This is a genomic window from Micromonospora sp. NPDC005161 (assembly GCF_053599855.1).
In genome coordinates this window covers 62,469-77,696 of record NZ_JBSFYQ010000023.1, presented here as the reverse complement: position 1 = coordinate 77,696, position 15,228 = coordinate 62,469, and the positions used below count along the sequence as shown (strand labels likewise).

The window sequence follows — 15,228 nt, the reverse complement described above, 5'->3', positions numbered from 1 at the left end:
GGTCGGGGTGACGGCGGTATGGCGGGCGAGGGGCTATCCGCCGACGACGGCGGCTCCGGTGGGCAGTCCGAGACGGTCCACCACGGCCGACACGAGCTGCTCCGGAGACAGCGCGACGTCGAGCACCAGGCCCGGCGGCTCGCCGGGTTCGAACCGCTCCAGGATGGCCAGTTGAGAGTCCAGGAGGCTCGCCGGCATGTAGTGCCCGGCGCGTCGGGCCATCCGCTCGCGGATGACCTCCGCGGTCCCGTCCAGGTGGACGAAGTCCACGCTCGGCGGTCCCTGCCGGAGCACGTCCCGGTAGGACCGCTTCAACGCCGAGCAGGCCAGCACCGTCGACACGCCCTCGGCGTCACGGGTGGCCATCCAGTCGGCGAGGGCGCGCAGCCAGGGCCAGCGGGCTTCGTCGTCGAGGGGTACCCCGGCACTCATCCTCGCCACGTTGGCCGCGGAGTGGAACTCGTCGGCCTCGGCGAAGGTCAGGCCGGCGACGTCGCTGATTCCCCTCGCCACGGTCGTCTTGCCGGCACCGGACACGCCCATCACGACGACGTGCCGGGGTGGCTGTTGGCGGCCGGGCCCGGCGGCGGCACCCTGCTCACCAGTCATGGACGGTTCCGTCCTTGAGCCGGTTGAACGGCAGGTAGGCCGGCACGTACGGGAACCGCTCGGCGGCCTCCTCGTCGAGTTCGACGCCCAGACCCGGCTGCTCGCCGGGGTGGAGGTAGCCGTCGGCGAACGTGAAGGACTGCCGGAAGACCTCGTCGGTCAGGGCGCCGTGCCGCATGTACTCCTGGATGCCGAAGTTGTGGATGGCCAGGTCGAGGTGCAGGGCGGCGGCCATGCCGACCGGCGAGATGTCGGTCGGGCCGTGGATGCCGGACTTGATCTGGTACTGCGCGGCGAAGTCGAGCAGTTTGCGCATCGCCGTGATGCCCCCGGTGTGGGTGACGGCGGACCGGACGTAGTCGATCAACTGTTCGCGGATGAGCGTCTGGTAGTCCCACACGGTGTTGAAGACCTCGCCGATCGCCAGCGGCGTGGTCGTGTGGTGGCGGACCAGGCGCAGGGCCTCCTGGTTCTCGGCGGGAGTGCAGTCCTCGAGCCAGAACAGGTCGTACGGCTCCAGGTCCTTGCCGAGCCGGGCGGCCTGGATCGGGGTCATCCGGTGGTGACCGTCGTGCAGCAGCGGAAGCTCGGGTCCGAACTCGTTGCGTACCGCCTCGAAGATGCCGGGCAGGTGACGCATGTAGGAGCGGGTGTCCCAGTCCTCCTCGGCCGGCAGTGGCGTGCGCTGCGCCGGCTCGTAGTCGTACCGCGTGCCGTCGGCGCTGGGCTGCGCGGCGACCCCGTAGACGGCGTTGATGCCCGGGACGGACGTCTGGACCCGGATCGATCGGAAGCCGAGTTCGAGATGGTGGCGGATCGAGTCGAACAGCTCCGGGACGTCCCGCCCCGAGGCGTGGCCGTACGCCATGATGCCGGTCCGCGACGCGCCGCCCAGCAGCTGGTAGAGCGGCATGCCGGCGGCCTTGGCCTTGATGTCCCAGAGGGCGACGTCCACGGCCGCGATCGCCGCCATGGTCACCGGGCCCCGCCGCCAGTACGCGGAGCGGTACAGGAACTGCCAGGTGTCCTCGATGCGGTGCGGGTCCCGCCCGATCAGCAGCGGGACGACGTGGTCGCGCAGGTACGAGGCGACCGACAGTTCCCGCCCGTTGAGGGTGCCGTCGCCCAGTCCGGTGACCCCGTCGTCGGTGGTGATCTTCAGGGTGACGAAGTTGCGGTCCGGGCTGGAGACGATGACGTCCGCTGCGACAATCTTCACGGGGTGCCTTTCTCAGGTGCCGCGCTGGGCGGGTTTACCGGATGGTGCTTCCAGTCTCGTGTTCGTCGAGAAGGGACAGTTCGGCGCGGCGCGGCAGGCCCTCCCAGTCACCGTGAGCGGCGACGGCGAAGGCGCCCACGGTCACCGCCCGACGCAGGCGGCCGTCGAGGTCGAGCCCGTCGAGGTGCCCGGAGAGGTAGCCGGCGCTGAACGCGTCACCGGCGCCCACCGTGTCGACCGCGGTCACCGGCACCGCCGCGACGTGCCGGACGCCCTGGCGGGTGTGGGCCCGGGCGCCGTCGGCGCCGAGCTTGACCAGGACGGTCCGCACGCCGCGCGCCAGCAGGCGCGCGACGACGCTGGACTCGTCCGCCCCGGGCTCGTCGACGAGGTCCAGCTCGTCGGCGGAGGCGATGACCAGCGAGGCGTACGCGGCCAGCGGGGTGAGCGCCGTGCGGGCCGCTCCCCGGGTCCAGAGCCGGGCCCGGTAGTTGACGTCGAGGCAGACCAGCGTCCCGGACCGGGAGGCGGCCTCGGCCGCCCAGGTGGTGGCCTCGCGGGCGCTGTCGGACAGCGCCGGGGTGATCCCGCTCAGATGCAGCACCCGGGCGCCCTCGGCGATCGGCGCGCGCACGTCCTCGATGCTCAGGGCGGACCCGGCCGAGCCGGACCGGTGGTACCGCACCCGGGTCACGTCGGCGGTGCGCCGTTCCAGGAACATCAACCCGGCGGGCCGGGTGGGGTCGGTGTTCACGCCGTCGACGCGTACGCCTTCGGCGCGCAGTTGCCGCAGCACGTACTCGCCCAGCTCATCGTCGCTGACCCGACCGACCCAGGCGGCCCGGTGGCCGAGCCGGGCCAGGCCAATCGCGACGTTCGACTCCGCGCCGGCCAGGTGCATGGTCAGGGCGCCACCGACCGCGAGCGGTCCGGCCGCCCGCAGCGACACCAGTGACTCGCCGAAGGTGAGCAGGTCGACCGCGGTCATGGGACCGGCCGGTGGGTCGCCGCCGTCAGGTAGCCGCGCGCCCGGGCGCGCAGCGCGTCGAGGTCGCCGCCGGACGCGGCGTCGCCCACCAGCGGGCCGCCGACGCCGACGGCGATGGCCCCGGCGTCGAGGTAGGCGGGCAGCTCGGCCAGACCCACCCCGCCGACCGCGACGAGGGGAAGTTCGGGGAACGGGTCGCGTAGCGCCCTGAGGTACGCCGGGCCGCCGAGCGAGGCGGGGAAGAGCTTCACCGCCGACGCCCCCATCCGGACCGCGGTGTACGCCTCGGTCGGGGTGAGCGCCCCGGCGGCGACCGGCAGCCCGCGGCGAACGGCCTCGGGGATCGAGTCGACGACGGCCGGGGTGACGACGAAGTGCGCTCCGGCGGCGGCCACGTCGGCGACGTCGGCGGCGGTCAGCACCGTTCCCGCGCCGACCAGCGCGCCGACCGGCGCGGCCGCCCGGATGGCCTCGATGGCGCGTAACGCTCCGGGCGTCGTGAGGGCCACCTCGACGACGCGTACGCCCTCCTGGAGCAGCGCCACGCCGGTGGCGATCGAGGCGGCCGTGTCGGTGCCGCGGATGATCCCCAGAAGGCGGGCCGCGGCGAGTTCACCGGTGAGGTCGAGGGTCATGCTCACCATTCCGCGTAGGAGCCGTCGGGGTGCCGGAAGGTGGGGCTGCGCCACACGTGCCCGCGCTTGTCCGCCGCGCGTACCGCCTGCTCGTCGACCTCGATGCCGAGCCCGGGCGCGGTGAGCCGCTCGATGTGCCCGTCGACGAAGAGCAGCGGGGTGGTCTCCACGACGTAGTCGAGGACCTCGGCCCCGAGGTTGTAGTGGATGCCGATGCTCTGTTCCTGAATCAGGTAGTTGGGTGTGGCGAAGCCGATCTGCAGGCACGCCGCGAGGGCGATCGGCCCGAGCGGGCAGTGCGGGGCGAGCTGCACGTCGTAGACCTCGGCGAGCGCGGCGATCCGGCGTACCTCGGAGATCCCGCCGGCGTGCGAGAGGTCCGGCTGGGCGACCGCGATGCCGGCCTGGAAGACGGGCAGGAACTCCTGCCGGCTGTAGAGCCGCTCCCCGGTCGACACGGGCGTGGTCGTGGACCGCACGAAGTCGCCGATGAGGTGGGAGTTCTCCGGTACGACCGGCTCCTCGAGGAAGAGCGGGCGGTACGGCTCGAGCAGCGGGGCGACGCGGCGGGCGTTGGCGAGGGTGAACCGGCCGTGGAAGTCGACGGCGACGTCACGCTCGTCGCCCAGCACCTCCCGGGCGGCGGCGACCCGCTGGACCACCCCGTCCAGCTCGGCGACGGACGCGATCGGGCTCATCCGCCCCGAGGCGTTCATCTTGACCGCGGTCAGTCCGGCCTCCACCTGCGCCGCGATGTGGTCGCGGACCTCGCTGGGCTCGTCGCCGCCGACCCAGCCGTAGACCCGGATCCGGTCCCGGACCGGGCCGCCGAGCAGCTGGTGCACCGGCGCCCCGTACCGCTTGCCGGCGATGTCCCACAGCGCCTGGTCCAGACCGGACACCGCGCTGGCCAGGATCGGGCCACCCCGGTAGAAGGAGCCCTTCGTCATGGTCTGCCAGTGGTCCTCGATCCGCAGCGCGTCCCGGCCGATCAGCAGCTCGCTGAGCTGCTCCACGGCGGTGCGGACGGTTTCCGAGCGGCCCTCGCAGGTCGCCTCGCCCCAGCCGACGATCCCGGATTCGGTCTCGACGCGGACGAAGAGCCAGCGGGGGGCGACCAGGAAGGTCTCGACCCGAGCGATTGTCGTCACGGTGTCCTCAGCCCTTCGTCGCGCCGGCGGTGAGGCCGGAGACGACGTACTTCTGCACGAACAGGGCGATCAGCATGATCGGCAGGGTGACGACGCTGGCCGCCGCCATGAGTCCGCCCCAGTCGATGCTGGCGTAGCCGACGAAGTCGAAGATCGCGACCGGCAGGGTCTTGGTGTCGGCGCCGGAGAGCACCAGGGCGAACATGAAGTTGTTCCAGGAGAAGATGAAGGACAGGATGCCGGCGGTGGCCACGCCCGGTATCGACAGCGGCAGCGTGATCCGGCGGAACGCGCCGATGTGGGTCAGCCCGTCGACGAGCGCCGCCTCCTCGAGTTCGATGGGCAGGCTGTCGAAGTAGCCCATCATGATGTAGACCACCAGCGGCAGCGACACGAACATGTGGCTCAGGATGAGCACGCTGAAGCCGCCGACCATCTTCAGGTTCGAGAAGACGTAGTACCAGGGCACCAGCAGGGAGACGCCGGGGATGACCCGCGCCATCAGCACGACGAGCGCGGACTTCCTCATGTTGAAGCGGCTCATGGAGTACGCCGCGGGCACGCCCAGGACGATGGAGAGCACGGTGGCCGCGAAGGCCACCCAGAGGCTGTTGACGATGAACTCGACGTAGTTGGCCTGCTCCAGGACGTTCGCGTAGTTCGTCAGGGTGGGCGAGAAGGCGAACGCCTTGCCCGTGTCGTAGATGTCGACGTTCGTCTTGAACGAGGCGGCGACCATCCAGAGCAGCGGCGCGAGCAGCGCGATCACCACGACGGTGAGCGCCACCACGCGGAACACCCGGTAGGCGGGGCTGGACTTCATCGCTTCGCCTCCTTCCTACGCGAGGTCAGAGCCCACATCGACCCGATGATGATCAGGAAGAAGACGATGAGGACCGTCGATGAGATGCCGTACTCGTTGTAGTCGAAGCTCAGTCCGTAGGCGTACACGTTGAGCGTCTCGACCTCGTGGAAGGAGCCGCCGCCGCGGCCCTTCGTGGCGTAGAGGATGTCGAAGGTCTTCAGCGCGTCGATGCCGCGCAGCAGGATCGCGACGATCACGGTCGGCATCACCAGCGGCAGGGTGACGTGCCGGAACCGCTGCCAGGTGCTGGCGCCGTCGATGCGCGCCGCCTCCTGGGGCTCGTCGGACAGCGAGGTCAGGCCTGCGAGCAGGATCAGCACCACCATCGGGGTCCACTGCCAGACGTCAATGAAGATCGTCGTGGGCAGCGCCGAGTGCTGGCCGGCCAGCCACGGTTGGGGTCCGATGCCGACCCAGCCGAGTACCTGGTTCGCCATGCCGATGTTCGGGTCGAAGATGAGCCGCCACATCATGCCGACCGCGACCGGGGTGGCGACCAGCGGCATCAGGATGGCGACCCGGACCCATTTCTGACCCCGGAACGGTCGCCACAGCAGCAGCGCGACCGCCATGCCGAGGACGACCTCGAACAGCAACGCGACGACGGTGAACGCGGCGGTCCGGCCGACGGCGGGCCAGAACCGGTCGGTGTCCGAGAGCACTTCGACGTAGTTCTGGAAGCCCACGAACTCGGACTCCGCCCGAACCGAGCCCTCGGCGTCGGTGAGGCTGAGGTATCCGGTCCAGGCCAGCGGAAAGACGATCAGCGCGGCGACGAAGACCATGGCCGGCGTCGCGAAGAGCCACTTGCGATGGTCGTTGGCCCAGCGGGCCCACGCCGGCGTGTCCGGCGTCTCCGATGCTCGGCGGGGCGGTCTGGTGGGGGTGGTCACTGCTGCCATGAGATCTCCGGGGTGGGCGGGCCCGGCGGGGGTGGCGGAGCCGGACGGCCCCGCCACCCCCGCGCCAGGCTTACTTGGCCTCGTCGTCCAGGAACTGCTGGAACGCCTCGTTGGCGGAGTCGGCCGCCGCCGCGGCGTCCTTGCCCGCGATGGCGTCGACGATCGGCTGGCCGACGATCTCCCGGGCCTGGGCGACCTTGTTGACCAGCGGGCGGTCGTGACCCACGCCGTCCTTCGTGCTGGCCGCGATGGCCTCGACGAGGTCCTTCGGGTACGTGGCGGTGCCCTCCGGGTTGGCCCAGACCGAGGTACGCGCGCCCGGGACGCCGGACTTCTGCTGCGCGAGCGTCTGCTCCTTGCTGGTCGCCCACTCGACGAACTTCCAGGCGTTGCTCTGGTTCTCGGAGTTGTCGTTGATGCCCAGCGCCCACGAGGGGATGTTGTAGGGCTTCGAACCGGCGGGGCCGGCCGGGAAGGGCGCGAAGCCGACGGTGTCGGAAACCTTCGACTTGGCCGGGTCGGTGGCGTTCTTGTAGAGCGAGTTGGCCTCGGTGTAGAACGCCGCCTTGCCCTGGGTGAAGATGGCCATCGCCTCGGGCCAGCTCATGTCGGTGCTGACGTTCGCCGGGCCGTGGTCCTTCAGGAGCCCGCCGTAGTAGGCGTACGCCTGCTTGGCCTGCTCGCTGTTGACGGTGGCCTTGCCGCTGCTGTCGACGAAGTCACCGCCGAAGCTGTAGAGGAAGCTGGAGAACTGGGTGACCGCCGGCGACTTGCCGGTACGCGCCACGAAGCCCGCGATGCTCGGGTCGGCGGCCTTGATCTTGGCCGCGGCCGCCTTGAGCTCGTCGAGGGTCTTCGGCGGGGCGGTCAGACCGGCCTTGCCCAGCAGGTCCTTGCGGTAGTAGAGGACCTCCTGCTCGGTGATGATCGGGACGCCGACCGCCTTGTCCTCGTACGAGGTGGCGTCCACCGGGCCGGCCTGGAAGTCGCTGAAGTCCCAGTCCTTGTTGGACTTCACCTTGTCGGACAGGTCGGCGAGGTACTTGTTCTTGGCGAACAGCTTCCCCTCCTGCAGGGGGCGGTACATCATCACGTCGATGTCGCTGGAGCCGGCGTTCAGCTTGACGTTGTACTGGTCGGAGAGCTGGTCCTCGCCGAGCTGCGTGATCTCGACCTTCAGGCCGGACTGCTTCTCGAACTCGGGCAGGGCCTGCTTGATGTTCTCCGTCCACACGTGGTTGGCCAGGGTCACCCGCACGGTCTTCGACGAGGCGCTGTCGTCCCCGCCGCCGCCGCACGCTGACAGGCCCATGGCGGCAACCACGGCCAGAGAAGTTCCAAATATCGATCGACGCCGCACGTCCATCTCTCCTTCTGTCGTGGTCGCCGCTTCGGGGGTAGAGCACGACCTCGCTGTTAACGTCCGCTTAACGTCCGGATGCTAGGCCGATAAAGCGGATTTATTCAAGGGGTGATCTCCAACTGATATGCTGCAACGCGTGGACCGGTCCTCATCAGGGGTTGCAGCCGTCCAGAAGAAGGCCCCTGCCGAGGCCGGGCTGCACGCACAAGTTCTCGACCACCTCGGCACCGCCATCTGCGGAGGCCAGCTGACGCCGGGCTCCGTCCTCAACATCGACGAGCTGGTCGACCGGTACGGCGTGTCCCGCTCGGTCGTCCGCGAGGTCCTGCGGGTGCTCGCCGCCATGGGGTTCATCGAGACCCGCCGCCGGGTCGGGGTGCTGATCCGGCCGACCCGCGACTGGAACGTCTTCGACCCGCAGGTGATCCGCTGGCGACTGGCCTCGGACGGCCGGATGGCACAGATGCGCTCGATCACCGAGCTACGGACGGCCGTCGAGCCGCACGCCGCCTGGCTGGCCGCTCGCCGGGTCGACCACGACGAGGCGAGCGACCTCGTCGGGTTGGCGGCCAAGATGTGGGCCGCCGGGAAGGCCGGGGACGAGGAGCGCTTCCTTCACCTCGACATCGAGTTCCACCGGCGGGTGCTGGCCGCCTCGGGTAACGAGATGTTCGTCAGGCTGCAGGACCTGGTGGCGGAGGTGCTCACCGGCCGCCACCACTACGACCTGATGCCGCACTACCCCCACGAGCAGGCTCTCCAACTGCACGCCGACGTGGCGCAGGCGATCCAGCGCCGCGACGGCGACCGCGCCCGCGCCGCCATGGTCCAGATCATGGAGCAGGCGTTCGGCGAGATGAAGTCGATGTGGGAGCAGACCGGCGAGCCCGGCCAGGGCTGAGCTGCTGATGGCTGACATCTCCGTGCGTCCCATGGCTGCCGGTGACGCCGAGCGGGTCCTGGCGATCTACCAGGCCGGGCTCGACGCCGGCAACGCCAGCTTCGAGGTCACCGCGCCGACCTGGTCGGCGTTCGACGCCACGCGCCTGACCGCGCACCGGTTCGTGGCCGTCAGCGGCGAGAGCGGCGTCGTCGGTTGGATCGCCGTCTCGCCGACCTCGACCCGCGCGGTCTACGCCGGCGTCGTCGAGCACTCCGTCTACGTCGATCCGGCCGCCCACGGGCGCGGGATCGCCCGACTGCTGCTGGACACGCTGATCGCCTCGACCGAAGCCGCCGGCATCTGGACGATCCAGTCCGGTGTCTTTCCGGAGAACACCGCCAGCCTGACCCTGCACGAGCGTGCCGGGTTCCGCGTCATCGGCGTTCGCGAGCGCGTCGGTCGCCATCACGACCGTTGGCGGGACGTCGTCCTGCTGGAACGCCGTAGCCCCGCCATCAGCTGACGAGCGCGGCAGGTCGCCGCACCAGCCGCGACGTCACAGGTGAGCCGCCTCAGTCCAGGCAGAACTCGTTGCCCTCGGGGTCGGCCATCACGATGAAGCCGGCGTCCAGTGGGGGAGCGGGCTCGGAGCGACGTACCCGCGTCGCCCCCAGCGCGAGGAGCCGGTCGCACTCGGCCTCCAGCGCCGCCATCCGCTCCTCTCCCTGCAGCCCGGGGGCCGCGCGGATGTCGAGGTGGACGCGGTTCTTGGCGACCTTGTCCTCCGGCACCTGCTGAAAGAACAGCCGTGGGCCGTGCCCGTCCGGGTCCTCGATGGCCGATCTCGTGTTGCGCTCCTCCTCCGGTACGCCGATCCGCGCGAGGAAGTCGTCCCATGCGGCCAGCGGGTCGGCGCCCTCGGGCAGGTCGACTCCGGGCGGGCCGGGGAGCACGTAGCCCAGCACCTCGCACCAGAAGCGCGACAGCGCCCGCGGGTCGTGGGCGTCGAAGGTGACCTGGATGTGGCGGCTCATCGGGTTGCTCCGTTCGTAGCGGGTTTCGGAGGTCGCGCTGCGGGCAGACCTTCATCCATGAGTCACCCTGCCACGCCCAGCGGACAGAATCGGTCCGCTACTCCCGGCGGCGGCCGTCGGCGATCAACCACCAGGTGATCATGGCGCTGGCCGGAATGGGGGCGGTGGCCCGCGCCCGTGGTGCCGCTCTCGGCGGGCGCTCGCTACGACCGTCGGGTGTGTACCTTGTAGAAATCGAACGCGGCGATGGGGGGGCTGGTGACTGGCCGGAGCGGGGAACTGTCAGCGGCGGACCGGATCGACACCACGGTCGCGCACCCGGCTCGCAGGTACAACTACCTGTTGGGCGGCAAGGACAACTTCGCTGCTGACCGGGAGTCCGGTGACGCCCTCGCGGCCGCGATGCCCACGGTCCGCCTGGCCGCGGTCGAGAACCGGATGTTCCTGCAGCGGGCGGTGCGGTTCCTGGCGCAACAGGGCGTCCGGCAGTTCCTGGACATCGGCACCGGCATTCCGACCGCCGACAACACGCACGAGGTTGCCCAGGCGATCGACCCGTCAGCCCGGGTCGTCTACGTCGACAACGACCCGATCGTCCTCGCCCACGCTCGCGCGTTGCTGAACAGCACGCCCGAGGGCCATACCGCCTACCTCGACGCCGACCTGCGTGAGCCCGACAAGATCCTCGCCGACCCGGACCTGCGGGCCACGTTGGACCTGTCCCAGCCCGTCGCGGTGATGCTGGTGGCGATCCTGCACTTCATCCGTGACGACGAAGACCCCAAGGGCATTCTCGACCGACTCGTCGCCGCGCTCCCGGCCGGCAGCTACGTGGTCGCCTCGCACGTCACCTGGGAATACCTGCCGCCAATCGTGACCGCGAGGCTCGAAGCCAGCAATCACGACGGACGGTTCCGCGCCCGGAGCACGGAGCAGTTCGCCGAGATGCTCGCCGGGATGGAGCTCGTCGATCCGGGAATCGTGTCCGTGGCGCGGTGGCGCGCGGATGACGCGCCGCAGCCGCGGCCATCCGTGCAGGACGTGTCTTTCAACGGCGCGGTCGCCCGCATCGTGCGATAGCCACCGGCGGAAGGCTGCTCGCTCACCGCGACGAGTCCCTGCGCCTGCGCGCCCAATCTGTCCAGCCGGGATGTCTACCCTCGATCGTGAGTGTGACAAGCAGCGCGGGGTGGTCCGTCGCCCCGTGCATTCCTATCGACCGGCGGCAACAGATCGTGACGTCGGCTGTCGTCATGACGTGTTGCAGCGCGCCGTCGTCGATCCGCAGGTACTCCGGCGGTACGCAGGACCGCACGTTGGGGGAACGGTCGTGCCGGAGATTGAGGTCGCCGATCAGCACCGTCGGCGCGTACCCCACGCTCCTGCGGATCGCGGGCACGACCGCGTCGAGCAGGTGACGGCACTGGGCGAGCGCCACGGTGAAGCTGGTGGCCGCGAGATGGGTGGTGCAGGTGTGCAGCGAGCCGGGGACGTGGACGCACAGCCAGGCCCGTTCCTCAGGGTCCGAGACATCCTGCGCCGTGTAGATACCGCTGCGCATCGTGTACGGGGTGGACGCGGCATCGACGCGGGTCAGTAGTCCGATGCCGTAGGGCTCGCCGTTGCGGCACCGGGTGACGGCGCCGCTGGGGCGGTCGCCCGCAGCCTTGAAGGCCGACACGACCGTGCCGTCGGGGTGGACGGTTGCGAGCGCGGCCTTCAGCACCGCCACATCGCCCTGGCATATCTCGTTGAGAGCCACCACGTCGGGCGCCTCCGCGCTGATCGCCTCGGCTGCCGCGGTCACCGACCGACCCGTGTAGCAGCCGGCGCGGCCGCTGTTGCAGAGGTTCATCTGGAGCACCCGCAGGGCCGAGGATTCGGTCCTGGTGGTCGTCGTCGGACGGGCCGGCACCGCGGCGGCGGCGACCAGGCACACGACGGCCAGTGCCCAGCGCAGAGATCGGTACCAACGGTCAGCCATGCGCGGATCGCGGAGTCTGACCAACGGTGGCACCGCCCGGCACGCGGCACCTCCGGAGACGGGTCTCGCGGGTGACGTCGACGGCTGACTGCTCGGACACGCGGACTCCGGATGAAGCAGGCGACAGTCGTCGCCGAGGTGCAGCGATCCTACTGCCGGCCCACCGGCAGGAGCACCATGCCTGCGGGCCGTGTGGGGCGCGGAGCCCCACACGGCCCGGTCGTGCTCCGGTGACCCTCGTCGGCTCAGCCGAAGCGGTCGGTCAGCGGCGCGGCTTCGGAGTGGTGCGCGGCAGGACGTACGGCGGGCCGGCGAAGATCAGGTCGGACTTCAGCTCGTGGTACGCCCGCTTGGGCTGGTAGTTCTCGTCGTAGATGGTGGCCATGCCCTCTGGCGGGTCGTTGAACCAGCCCGGCACCCAGGAGTGCCGGTCACTGAAGCCCCAGACGGTGTACGACAGGCAACTACGCACGGCCAGGCAGGCCTTCATCAGCACGCTGAAGTTGGCGGCCGACGCCTGCAACCGGGGGTTGATCTCGGCCGCGTTGCCGGCCCGGACGGCCTCGGTCATCTCGCTGCGGACGTCGACCTCGGTGAACGCGGTGGCGACACCGAGCGCGGTGAACTTCTTCAGCGCGGCGGTCACCTGGAGGGTGTCGTAGTTGCCGTACTGCGTGCCCAGGTGGCCCTGGGAGCCGATGCCGTCGACCGGGACGCCCTGGGCGCGCAACCCCTTGACCATGTCGTAGACGAACTGAGACTTGTCGTCGGCGGGGTTGCCGGAGCCGAACGCCTCGATGTTGTAGTCGTTGTAGAACAGCAGCGCCCGGGGGTCGGCGGCCCGCGCCCAGCGGAACGCGTCGGCGATGTAGCCAGGCCCGAGGTTCTGCGCCCAGAAGCCCTTGTAGTGCAGGGTCGACGGGGTGTCCCAGGGGTCACTGACCGCCTCGTTGACCACATCCCACTGCCAGATCTTGCCCTTGTAGCGGTTGACGACGGTGGTGATGTGCTTGCGCAGCAGCTCGCGCAGCTCCTGCTTGCTGATCGAGCCGTCGGCGACGCCACTGGTCAGCCAGGTGGGCAACTGGTTGTGCCAGACCAGCACGTGGCCGCGCACGCTCTGCTTGTTGCGCCTGGCGAACTCGACGAGTTGGTCGGCCGCGGCCCAGTCGTAGACGCCGCGGGTGGGCTCCAGGCTCTCCCATTTCATCGCGTTCTCCGCGGTGACCGAGGAGAACTCGGAGGCGACCAGCCTGCGGTACTGCGGGTCGTTGGCGTCGTTGAGGGCCGCCATGTCCACCGCGGTGCCGACCTGGAGACCGTGCCGCAGCCCGAGAGCCGCCAGGCTCTGGGCGGTGGGATCGTACGGCCGACTCGCGGTGGCTGGCACCGCGTTCAGTGCCGCGACGGTCGCGACCGCGACCGCGCCGACACTGATCCACCGTCGTTGCTTCATCTGCCTTCCTTTCGGCACCAATCGATCTTGATCGATCATCAGATGGAGGGTGTGGGCATGGTGCTGATGGGCTGGGAGCAGGGTCGGTGTCGGGTGTCCGAGGTCTCGGGCTGACCGTGGTGGCTCCGACAGCTCTTCGGGTGGAGACCCGAAACCTGCCCGAAACGTTAAGGCTGTCGATGGACCCCGTCAAGGTCGAACACTTCCGGAAATCCGTCGCGTGACCTGCGAAGTGCTGGTGTCGTTCGGTTCGAAACTTCCGAAGGTTGGTGGCGCTGGCAGATCAACGGGCGGCTCGACCGCAGGTGGGGACCGGCGCGGCCGGCCGATCATGGCGGCGCCGGGCCGGTGTTTCGGGTCGTATCCGCCCCCTCGCCGCCGCACGGTTCGGCCCATCTGCCGCTCGCCGCGCCTGAAGCGCCGTTCGCCGCACCGGGTCGACCGCTCCCGGCGACTGTGTCGTCGCTCAGGCATGGCCCCGTACGGCAAGAACTACAGTCGGCAGGAGCGCGTCCGATCGATCACCACGCATGTCACGGTGAGGAGCGAGTCGATGACCATCCCTGCGGGCGTCGAGGTCACAGGCCCGATGCACCCCCGGTACGACGAGATCCTCACCCCGGAGGCGCTGGCCTTCCTCGCCGATCTGCACCGCGCCTTCGACCCGCGTCGCCGAGACCTGCTCGCCCTGCGACGGCAGCGTGAGGCAGAGCTGGCCGACGGTGGGCTGCTGGACTTCCTGCTGGAGACCCGGGAGATCCGCGAGGCCGACTGGCGGGTCGCCGAGCCGGCGCCGGGCCTGGTCGACCGCCGCGTCGAGATCACCGGACCCACCGAAGCGAAGATGACCATCAACGCCCTGAACTCCGGCGCGAAGGTGTGGCTGGCCGACCACGAGGACGCCAACACCCCGCTCTGGGAGAACGTCATCTCCGGTCAGCTCAACCTGCGCGACGCCATCGACGGCAAGCTCGCCTTCACGTCCCCCGAGGGCAAGCAGTACGCGTTGCACGACGGCGAACTGGCCACGATCGTGGTGCGGCCGCGCGGCTGGCACCTCACCGAGAAGCACATCCTCGTCGACGGTGAGCGCACCTCCGGCAGCCTCGTCGACTTCGGGCTCTACTTCTTCCACTGCGCGCGCCGGCAGCTCGACCGCGGCGCCGGGCCCTACTTCTACCTGCCGAAGATGGAGAGCCACCTCGAGGCGCGACTGTGGAACGACGTCTTCCTGGCCGCCCAGGAACGGCTCGGCATCCCGCGCGGCACCATCCGGGCCACCGTGCTGATCGAGACCTTCCCGGCCGCGTTCGAGATGGACGAGATCCTCTACGAGCTGCGGGAGCACTCCGCCGGGCTGAACGCCGGCCGGTGGGACTACATGTTCAGCGTGATCAAGAAGTTCCGTACCCGGGGCGCGGACTTCCTGCTGCCGGACCGGAACGCGGTGACGATGACCGTGCCGTTCATGCGGGCGTACACCGAACTGCTGGTGCGGACCTGCCACCGGCGCGGCGCGCACGCCATCGGGGGGATGGCGGCCTTCATCCCCAGTCGACGCGACCCGCAGGTCAACGAGACCGCCCTGGCGAAGGTCCGCGACGACAAGACCCGCGAGGCCGGCGACGGTTTCGACGGCTCCTGGGTGGCCCACCCCGACCTGGTGCCGATCTGCCGGGAGGTCTTCGACACGGTGCTCGGCGACCGGCCGAACCAGCTCCACCGCGCCCGCGAGGACGTACGGGTCGTCGCCGCCAACCTGCTCTCGGTGGGCGCCACCCCCGGCCCGCACAGCGAGACCGGGTTGCGCAACGCGGTCAGCGTCGGGGTGCAGTACCTGGCCAGCTGGCTGCGTGGCTCCGGCGCGGTGGCCATCTTCAACCTGATGGAGGACGCCGCCACGGCGGAGATCTCCCGCAGCCAGGTGTGGCAGTGGCTGCACAACGACCTCACCCTCGACGACACCGGCGCCCGGGTCACCCGGGAGTTGGTCGAGCGGATCGCCGACGAGGAGATCGCCAAGCTCCCCGGCGACCCGGGCGACTACACCGCCGCCCGGGCGCTGTTCATGGAGGTCGCCGTCGCCGACGACTTCGCCGACTTCCTCACCGTGCCGGCGTACGAACGGATGCCCTGACC

15 protein-coding genes are annotated in these 15,228 nt (G+C 70.1%); 4 read left to right on the top strand and 11 right to left on the bottom strand.

Features of this window, described 5'->3' with window-relative positions:
* Window positions 1-33: 33 nt before the first annotated feature.
* The 8 genes from ACWD5O_RS21845 to ACWD5O_RS21810 all read right to left on the bottom strand — a co-directional run bounded on the left by ACWD5O_RS21845 (window position 34) and on the right by ACWD5O_RS21810 (window position 7,681).
* Complete coding sequence (locus ACWD5O_RS21845) at window positions 34-609, bottom strand: gluconokinase (RefSeq protein ID WP_450086368.1); 576 nt, start codon at window positions 607-609, stop codon at window positions 34-36.
* Window positions 599-1,828, bottom strand: a complete 1,230-nt coding sequence (manD, locus tag ACWD5O_RS21840) for a D-mannonate dehydratase ManD (RefSeq protein ID WP_450086367.1) — start codon at window positions 1,826-1,828, stop codon at window positions 599-601. Before manD ends, ACWD5O_RS21845 begins: the two co-directional genes overlap by 11 nt.
* A gap of 34 nt (window positions 1,829-1,862) precedes the next feature.
* Window positions 1,863-2,816: a sugar kinase gene (locus ACWD5O_RS21835; protein WP_450086366.1), complete on the bottom strand. Its 954-nt coding sequence runs from the start codon at window positions 2,814-2,816 to the stop codon at window positions 1,863-1,865.
* Window positions 2,813-3,451 carry a bifunctional 4-hydroxy-2-oxoglutarate aldolase/2-dehydro-3-deoxy-phosphogluconate aldolase gene (locus ACWD5O_RS21830; protein ID WP_450086365.1) on the bottom strand — a complete coding sequence of 213 codons (639 nt, stop codon included), beginning with the start codon at window positions 3,449-3,451 and terminating at the stop codon, window positions 2,813-2,815. Before ACWD5O_RS21830 ends, ACWD5O_RS21835 begins: the two co-directional genes overlap by 4 nt.
* A 2-nt stretch (window positions 3,452-3,453) precedes the next feature.
* Window positions 3,454-4,602, bottom strand: a complete 1,149-nt coding sequence (dgoD, locus tag ACWD5O_RS21825; protein ID WP_354965714.1) for a galactonate dehydratase — start codon at window positions 4,600-4,602, stop codon at window positions 3,454-3,456.
* Window positions 4,603-4,609: 7 nt separating this feature from the next.
* Window positions 4,610-5,425: a carbohydrate ABC transporter permease gene (locus ACWD5O_RS21820; protein ID WP_387327489.1), complete on the bottom strand. Its 816-nt coding sequence runs from the start codon at window positions 5,423-5,425 to the stop codon at window positions 4,610-4,612.
* Entirely contained in the window at window positions 5,422-6,369 is a 948-nt protein-coding gene (locus ACWD5O_RS21815; protein ID WP_387327486.1) for a carbohydrate ABC transporter permease, read from the bottom strand. Before ACWD5O_RS21815 ends, ACWD5O_RS21820 begins: the two co-directional genes overlap by 4 nt.
* A 70-nt stretch (window positions 6,370-6,439) precedes the next feature.
* Window positions 6,440-7,681, bottom strand: coding sequence for an ABC transporter substrate-binding protein (locus ACWD5O_RS21810; RefSeq protein ID WP_450086364.1), 1,242 nt, complete (start codon window positions 7,679-7,681; stop codon window positions 6,440-6,442).
* Between the two features lie 187 nt (window positions 7,682-7,868).
* Here ACWD5O_RS21810 and ACWD5O_RS21805 point away from each other — a divergent pair, with 187 nt between their 5' ends.
* Complete coding sequence (locus ACWD5O_RS21805; protein WP_354965711.1) at window positions 7,869-8,633, top strand: FadR/GntR family transcriptional regulator; 765 nt, start codon at window positions 7,869-7,871, stop codon at window positions 8,631-8,633.
* Window positions 8,634-8,640: 7 nt separating this feature from the next.
* Window positions 8,641-9,138, top strand: coding sequence for a GNAT family N-acetyltransferase (locus ACWD5O_RS21800; protein ID WP_387327480.1), 498 nt, complete (start codon window positions 8,641-8,643; stop codon window positions 9,136-9,138).
* A gap of 49 nt (window positions 9,139-9,187) precedes the next feature.
* On the opposite strand, the gene ACWD5O_RS21795 is transcribed toward ACWD5O_RS21800, so the two are convergent.
* Window positions 9,188-9,649 carry a VOC family protein gene (locus tag ACWD5O_RS21795; RefSeq protein ID WP_450086363.1) on the bottom strand — a complete coding sequence of 154 codons (462 nt, stop codon included), beginning with the start codon at window positions 9,647-9,649 and terminating at the stop codon, window positions 9,188-9,190.
* A gap of 258 nt (window positions 9,650-9,907) precedes the next feature.
* Here ACWD5O_RS21795 and ACWD5O_RS21790 point away from each other — a divergent pair, with 258 nt between their 5' ends.
* On the top strand, window positions 9,908-10,729 hold the full coding sequence (locus tag ACWD5O_RS21790) for an SAM-dependent methyltransferase (protein WP_450086362.1): 822 nt from the start codon (window positions 9,908-9,910) through the stop codon (window positions 10,727-10,729).
* 22 nt (window positions 10,730-10,751) lie between these two features.
* On the opposite strand, the gene ACWD5O_RS21785 is transcribed toward ACWD5O_RS21790, so the two are convergent.
* Both ACWD5O_RS21785 and ACWD5O_RS21780 read right to left on the bottom strand, forming a co-directional pair.
* On the bottom strand, window positions 10,752-11,633 hold the full coding sequence (locus ACWD5O_RS21785) for an endonuclease/exonuclease/phosphatase family protein (protein ID WP_450086361.1): 882 nt from the start codon (window positions 11,631-11,633) through the stop codon (window positions 10,752-10,754).
* A 262-nt stretch (window positions 11,634-11,895) separates the two neighbouring features.
* On the bottom strand, window positions 11,896-13,089 hold the full coding sequence (locus tag ACWD5O_RS21780; protein WP_450086360.1) for an endo-1,4-beta-xylanase: 1,194 nt from the start codon (window positions 13,087-13,089) through the stop codon (window positions 11,896-11,898).
* A 553-nt stretch (window positions 13,090-13,642) separates the two neighbouring features.
* Here ACWD5O_RS21780 and aceB point away from each other — a divergent pair.
* The gene (aceB, locus tag ACWD5O_RS21775; protein ID WP_450086359.1) at window positions 13,643-15,226 is read left to right on the top strand and encodes a malate synthase A; all 1,584 of its coding nucleotides are present in this window, start codon (window positions 13,643-13,645) and stop codon (window positions 15,224-15,226) included.
* The last annotated feature ends 2 nt before the right edge of the window (window positions 15,227-15,228 follow it).

Coding starts and splice junctions, on each gene's coding strand:
- ACWD5O_RS21845 (WP_450086368.1), bottom strand. CDS start 609: ATGACTGGTGAGCAGGGTGCCGCCGCCGGGCCCGGCCGCCAACAGCCA.
- ACWD5O_RS21835 (WP_450086366.1), bottom strand. CDS start 2,816: ATGACCGCGGTCGACCTGCTCACCTTCGGCGAGTCACTGGTGTCGCTG.
- ACWD5O_RS21830 (WP_450086365.1), bottom strand. CDS start 3,451: ATGACCCTCGACCTCACCGGTGAACTCGCCGCGGCCCGCCTTCTGGGG.
- ACWD5O_RS21820 (WP_387327489.1), bottom strand. CDS start 5,425: ATGAAGTCCAGCCCCGCCTACCGGGTGTTCCGCGTGGTGGCGCTCACC.
- ACWD5O_RS21815 (WP_387327486.1), bottom strand. CDS start 6,369: ATGGCAGCAGTGACCACCCCCACCAGACCGCCCCGCCGAGCATCGGAG.
- ACWD5O_RS21810 (WP_450086364.1), bottom strand. CDS start 7,681: ATGGGCCTGTCAGCGTGCGGCGGCGGCGGGGACGACAGCGCCTCGTCG.
- ACWD5O_RS21800 (WP_387327480.1), top strand. CDS start 8,641: ATGGCTGACATCTCCGTGCGTCCCATGGCTGCCGGTGACGCCGAGCGG.
- ACWD5O_RS21795 (WP_450086363.1), bottom strand. CDS start 9,649: ATGAGCCGCCACATCCAGGTCACCTTCGACGCCCACGACCCGCGGGCG.
- ACWD5O_RS21785 (WP_450086361.1), bottom strand. CDS start 11,633: ATGGCTGACCGTTGGTACCGATCTCTGCGCTGGGCACTGGCCGTCGTG.
- ACWD5O_RS21780 (WP_450086360.1), bottom strand. CDS start 13,089: ATGAAGCAACGACGGTGGATCAGTGTCGGCGCGGTCGCGGTCGCGACC.
- aceB (WP_450086359.1), top strand. CDS start 13,643: ATGACCATCCCTGCGGGCGTCGAGGTCACAGGCCCGATGCACCCCCGG.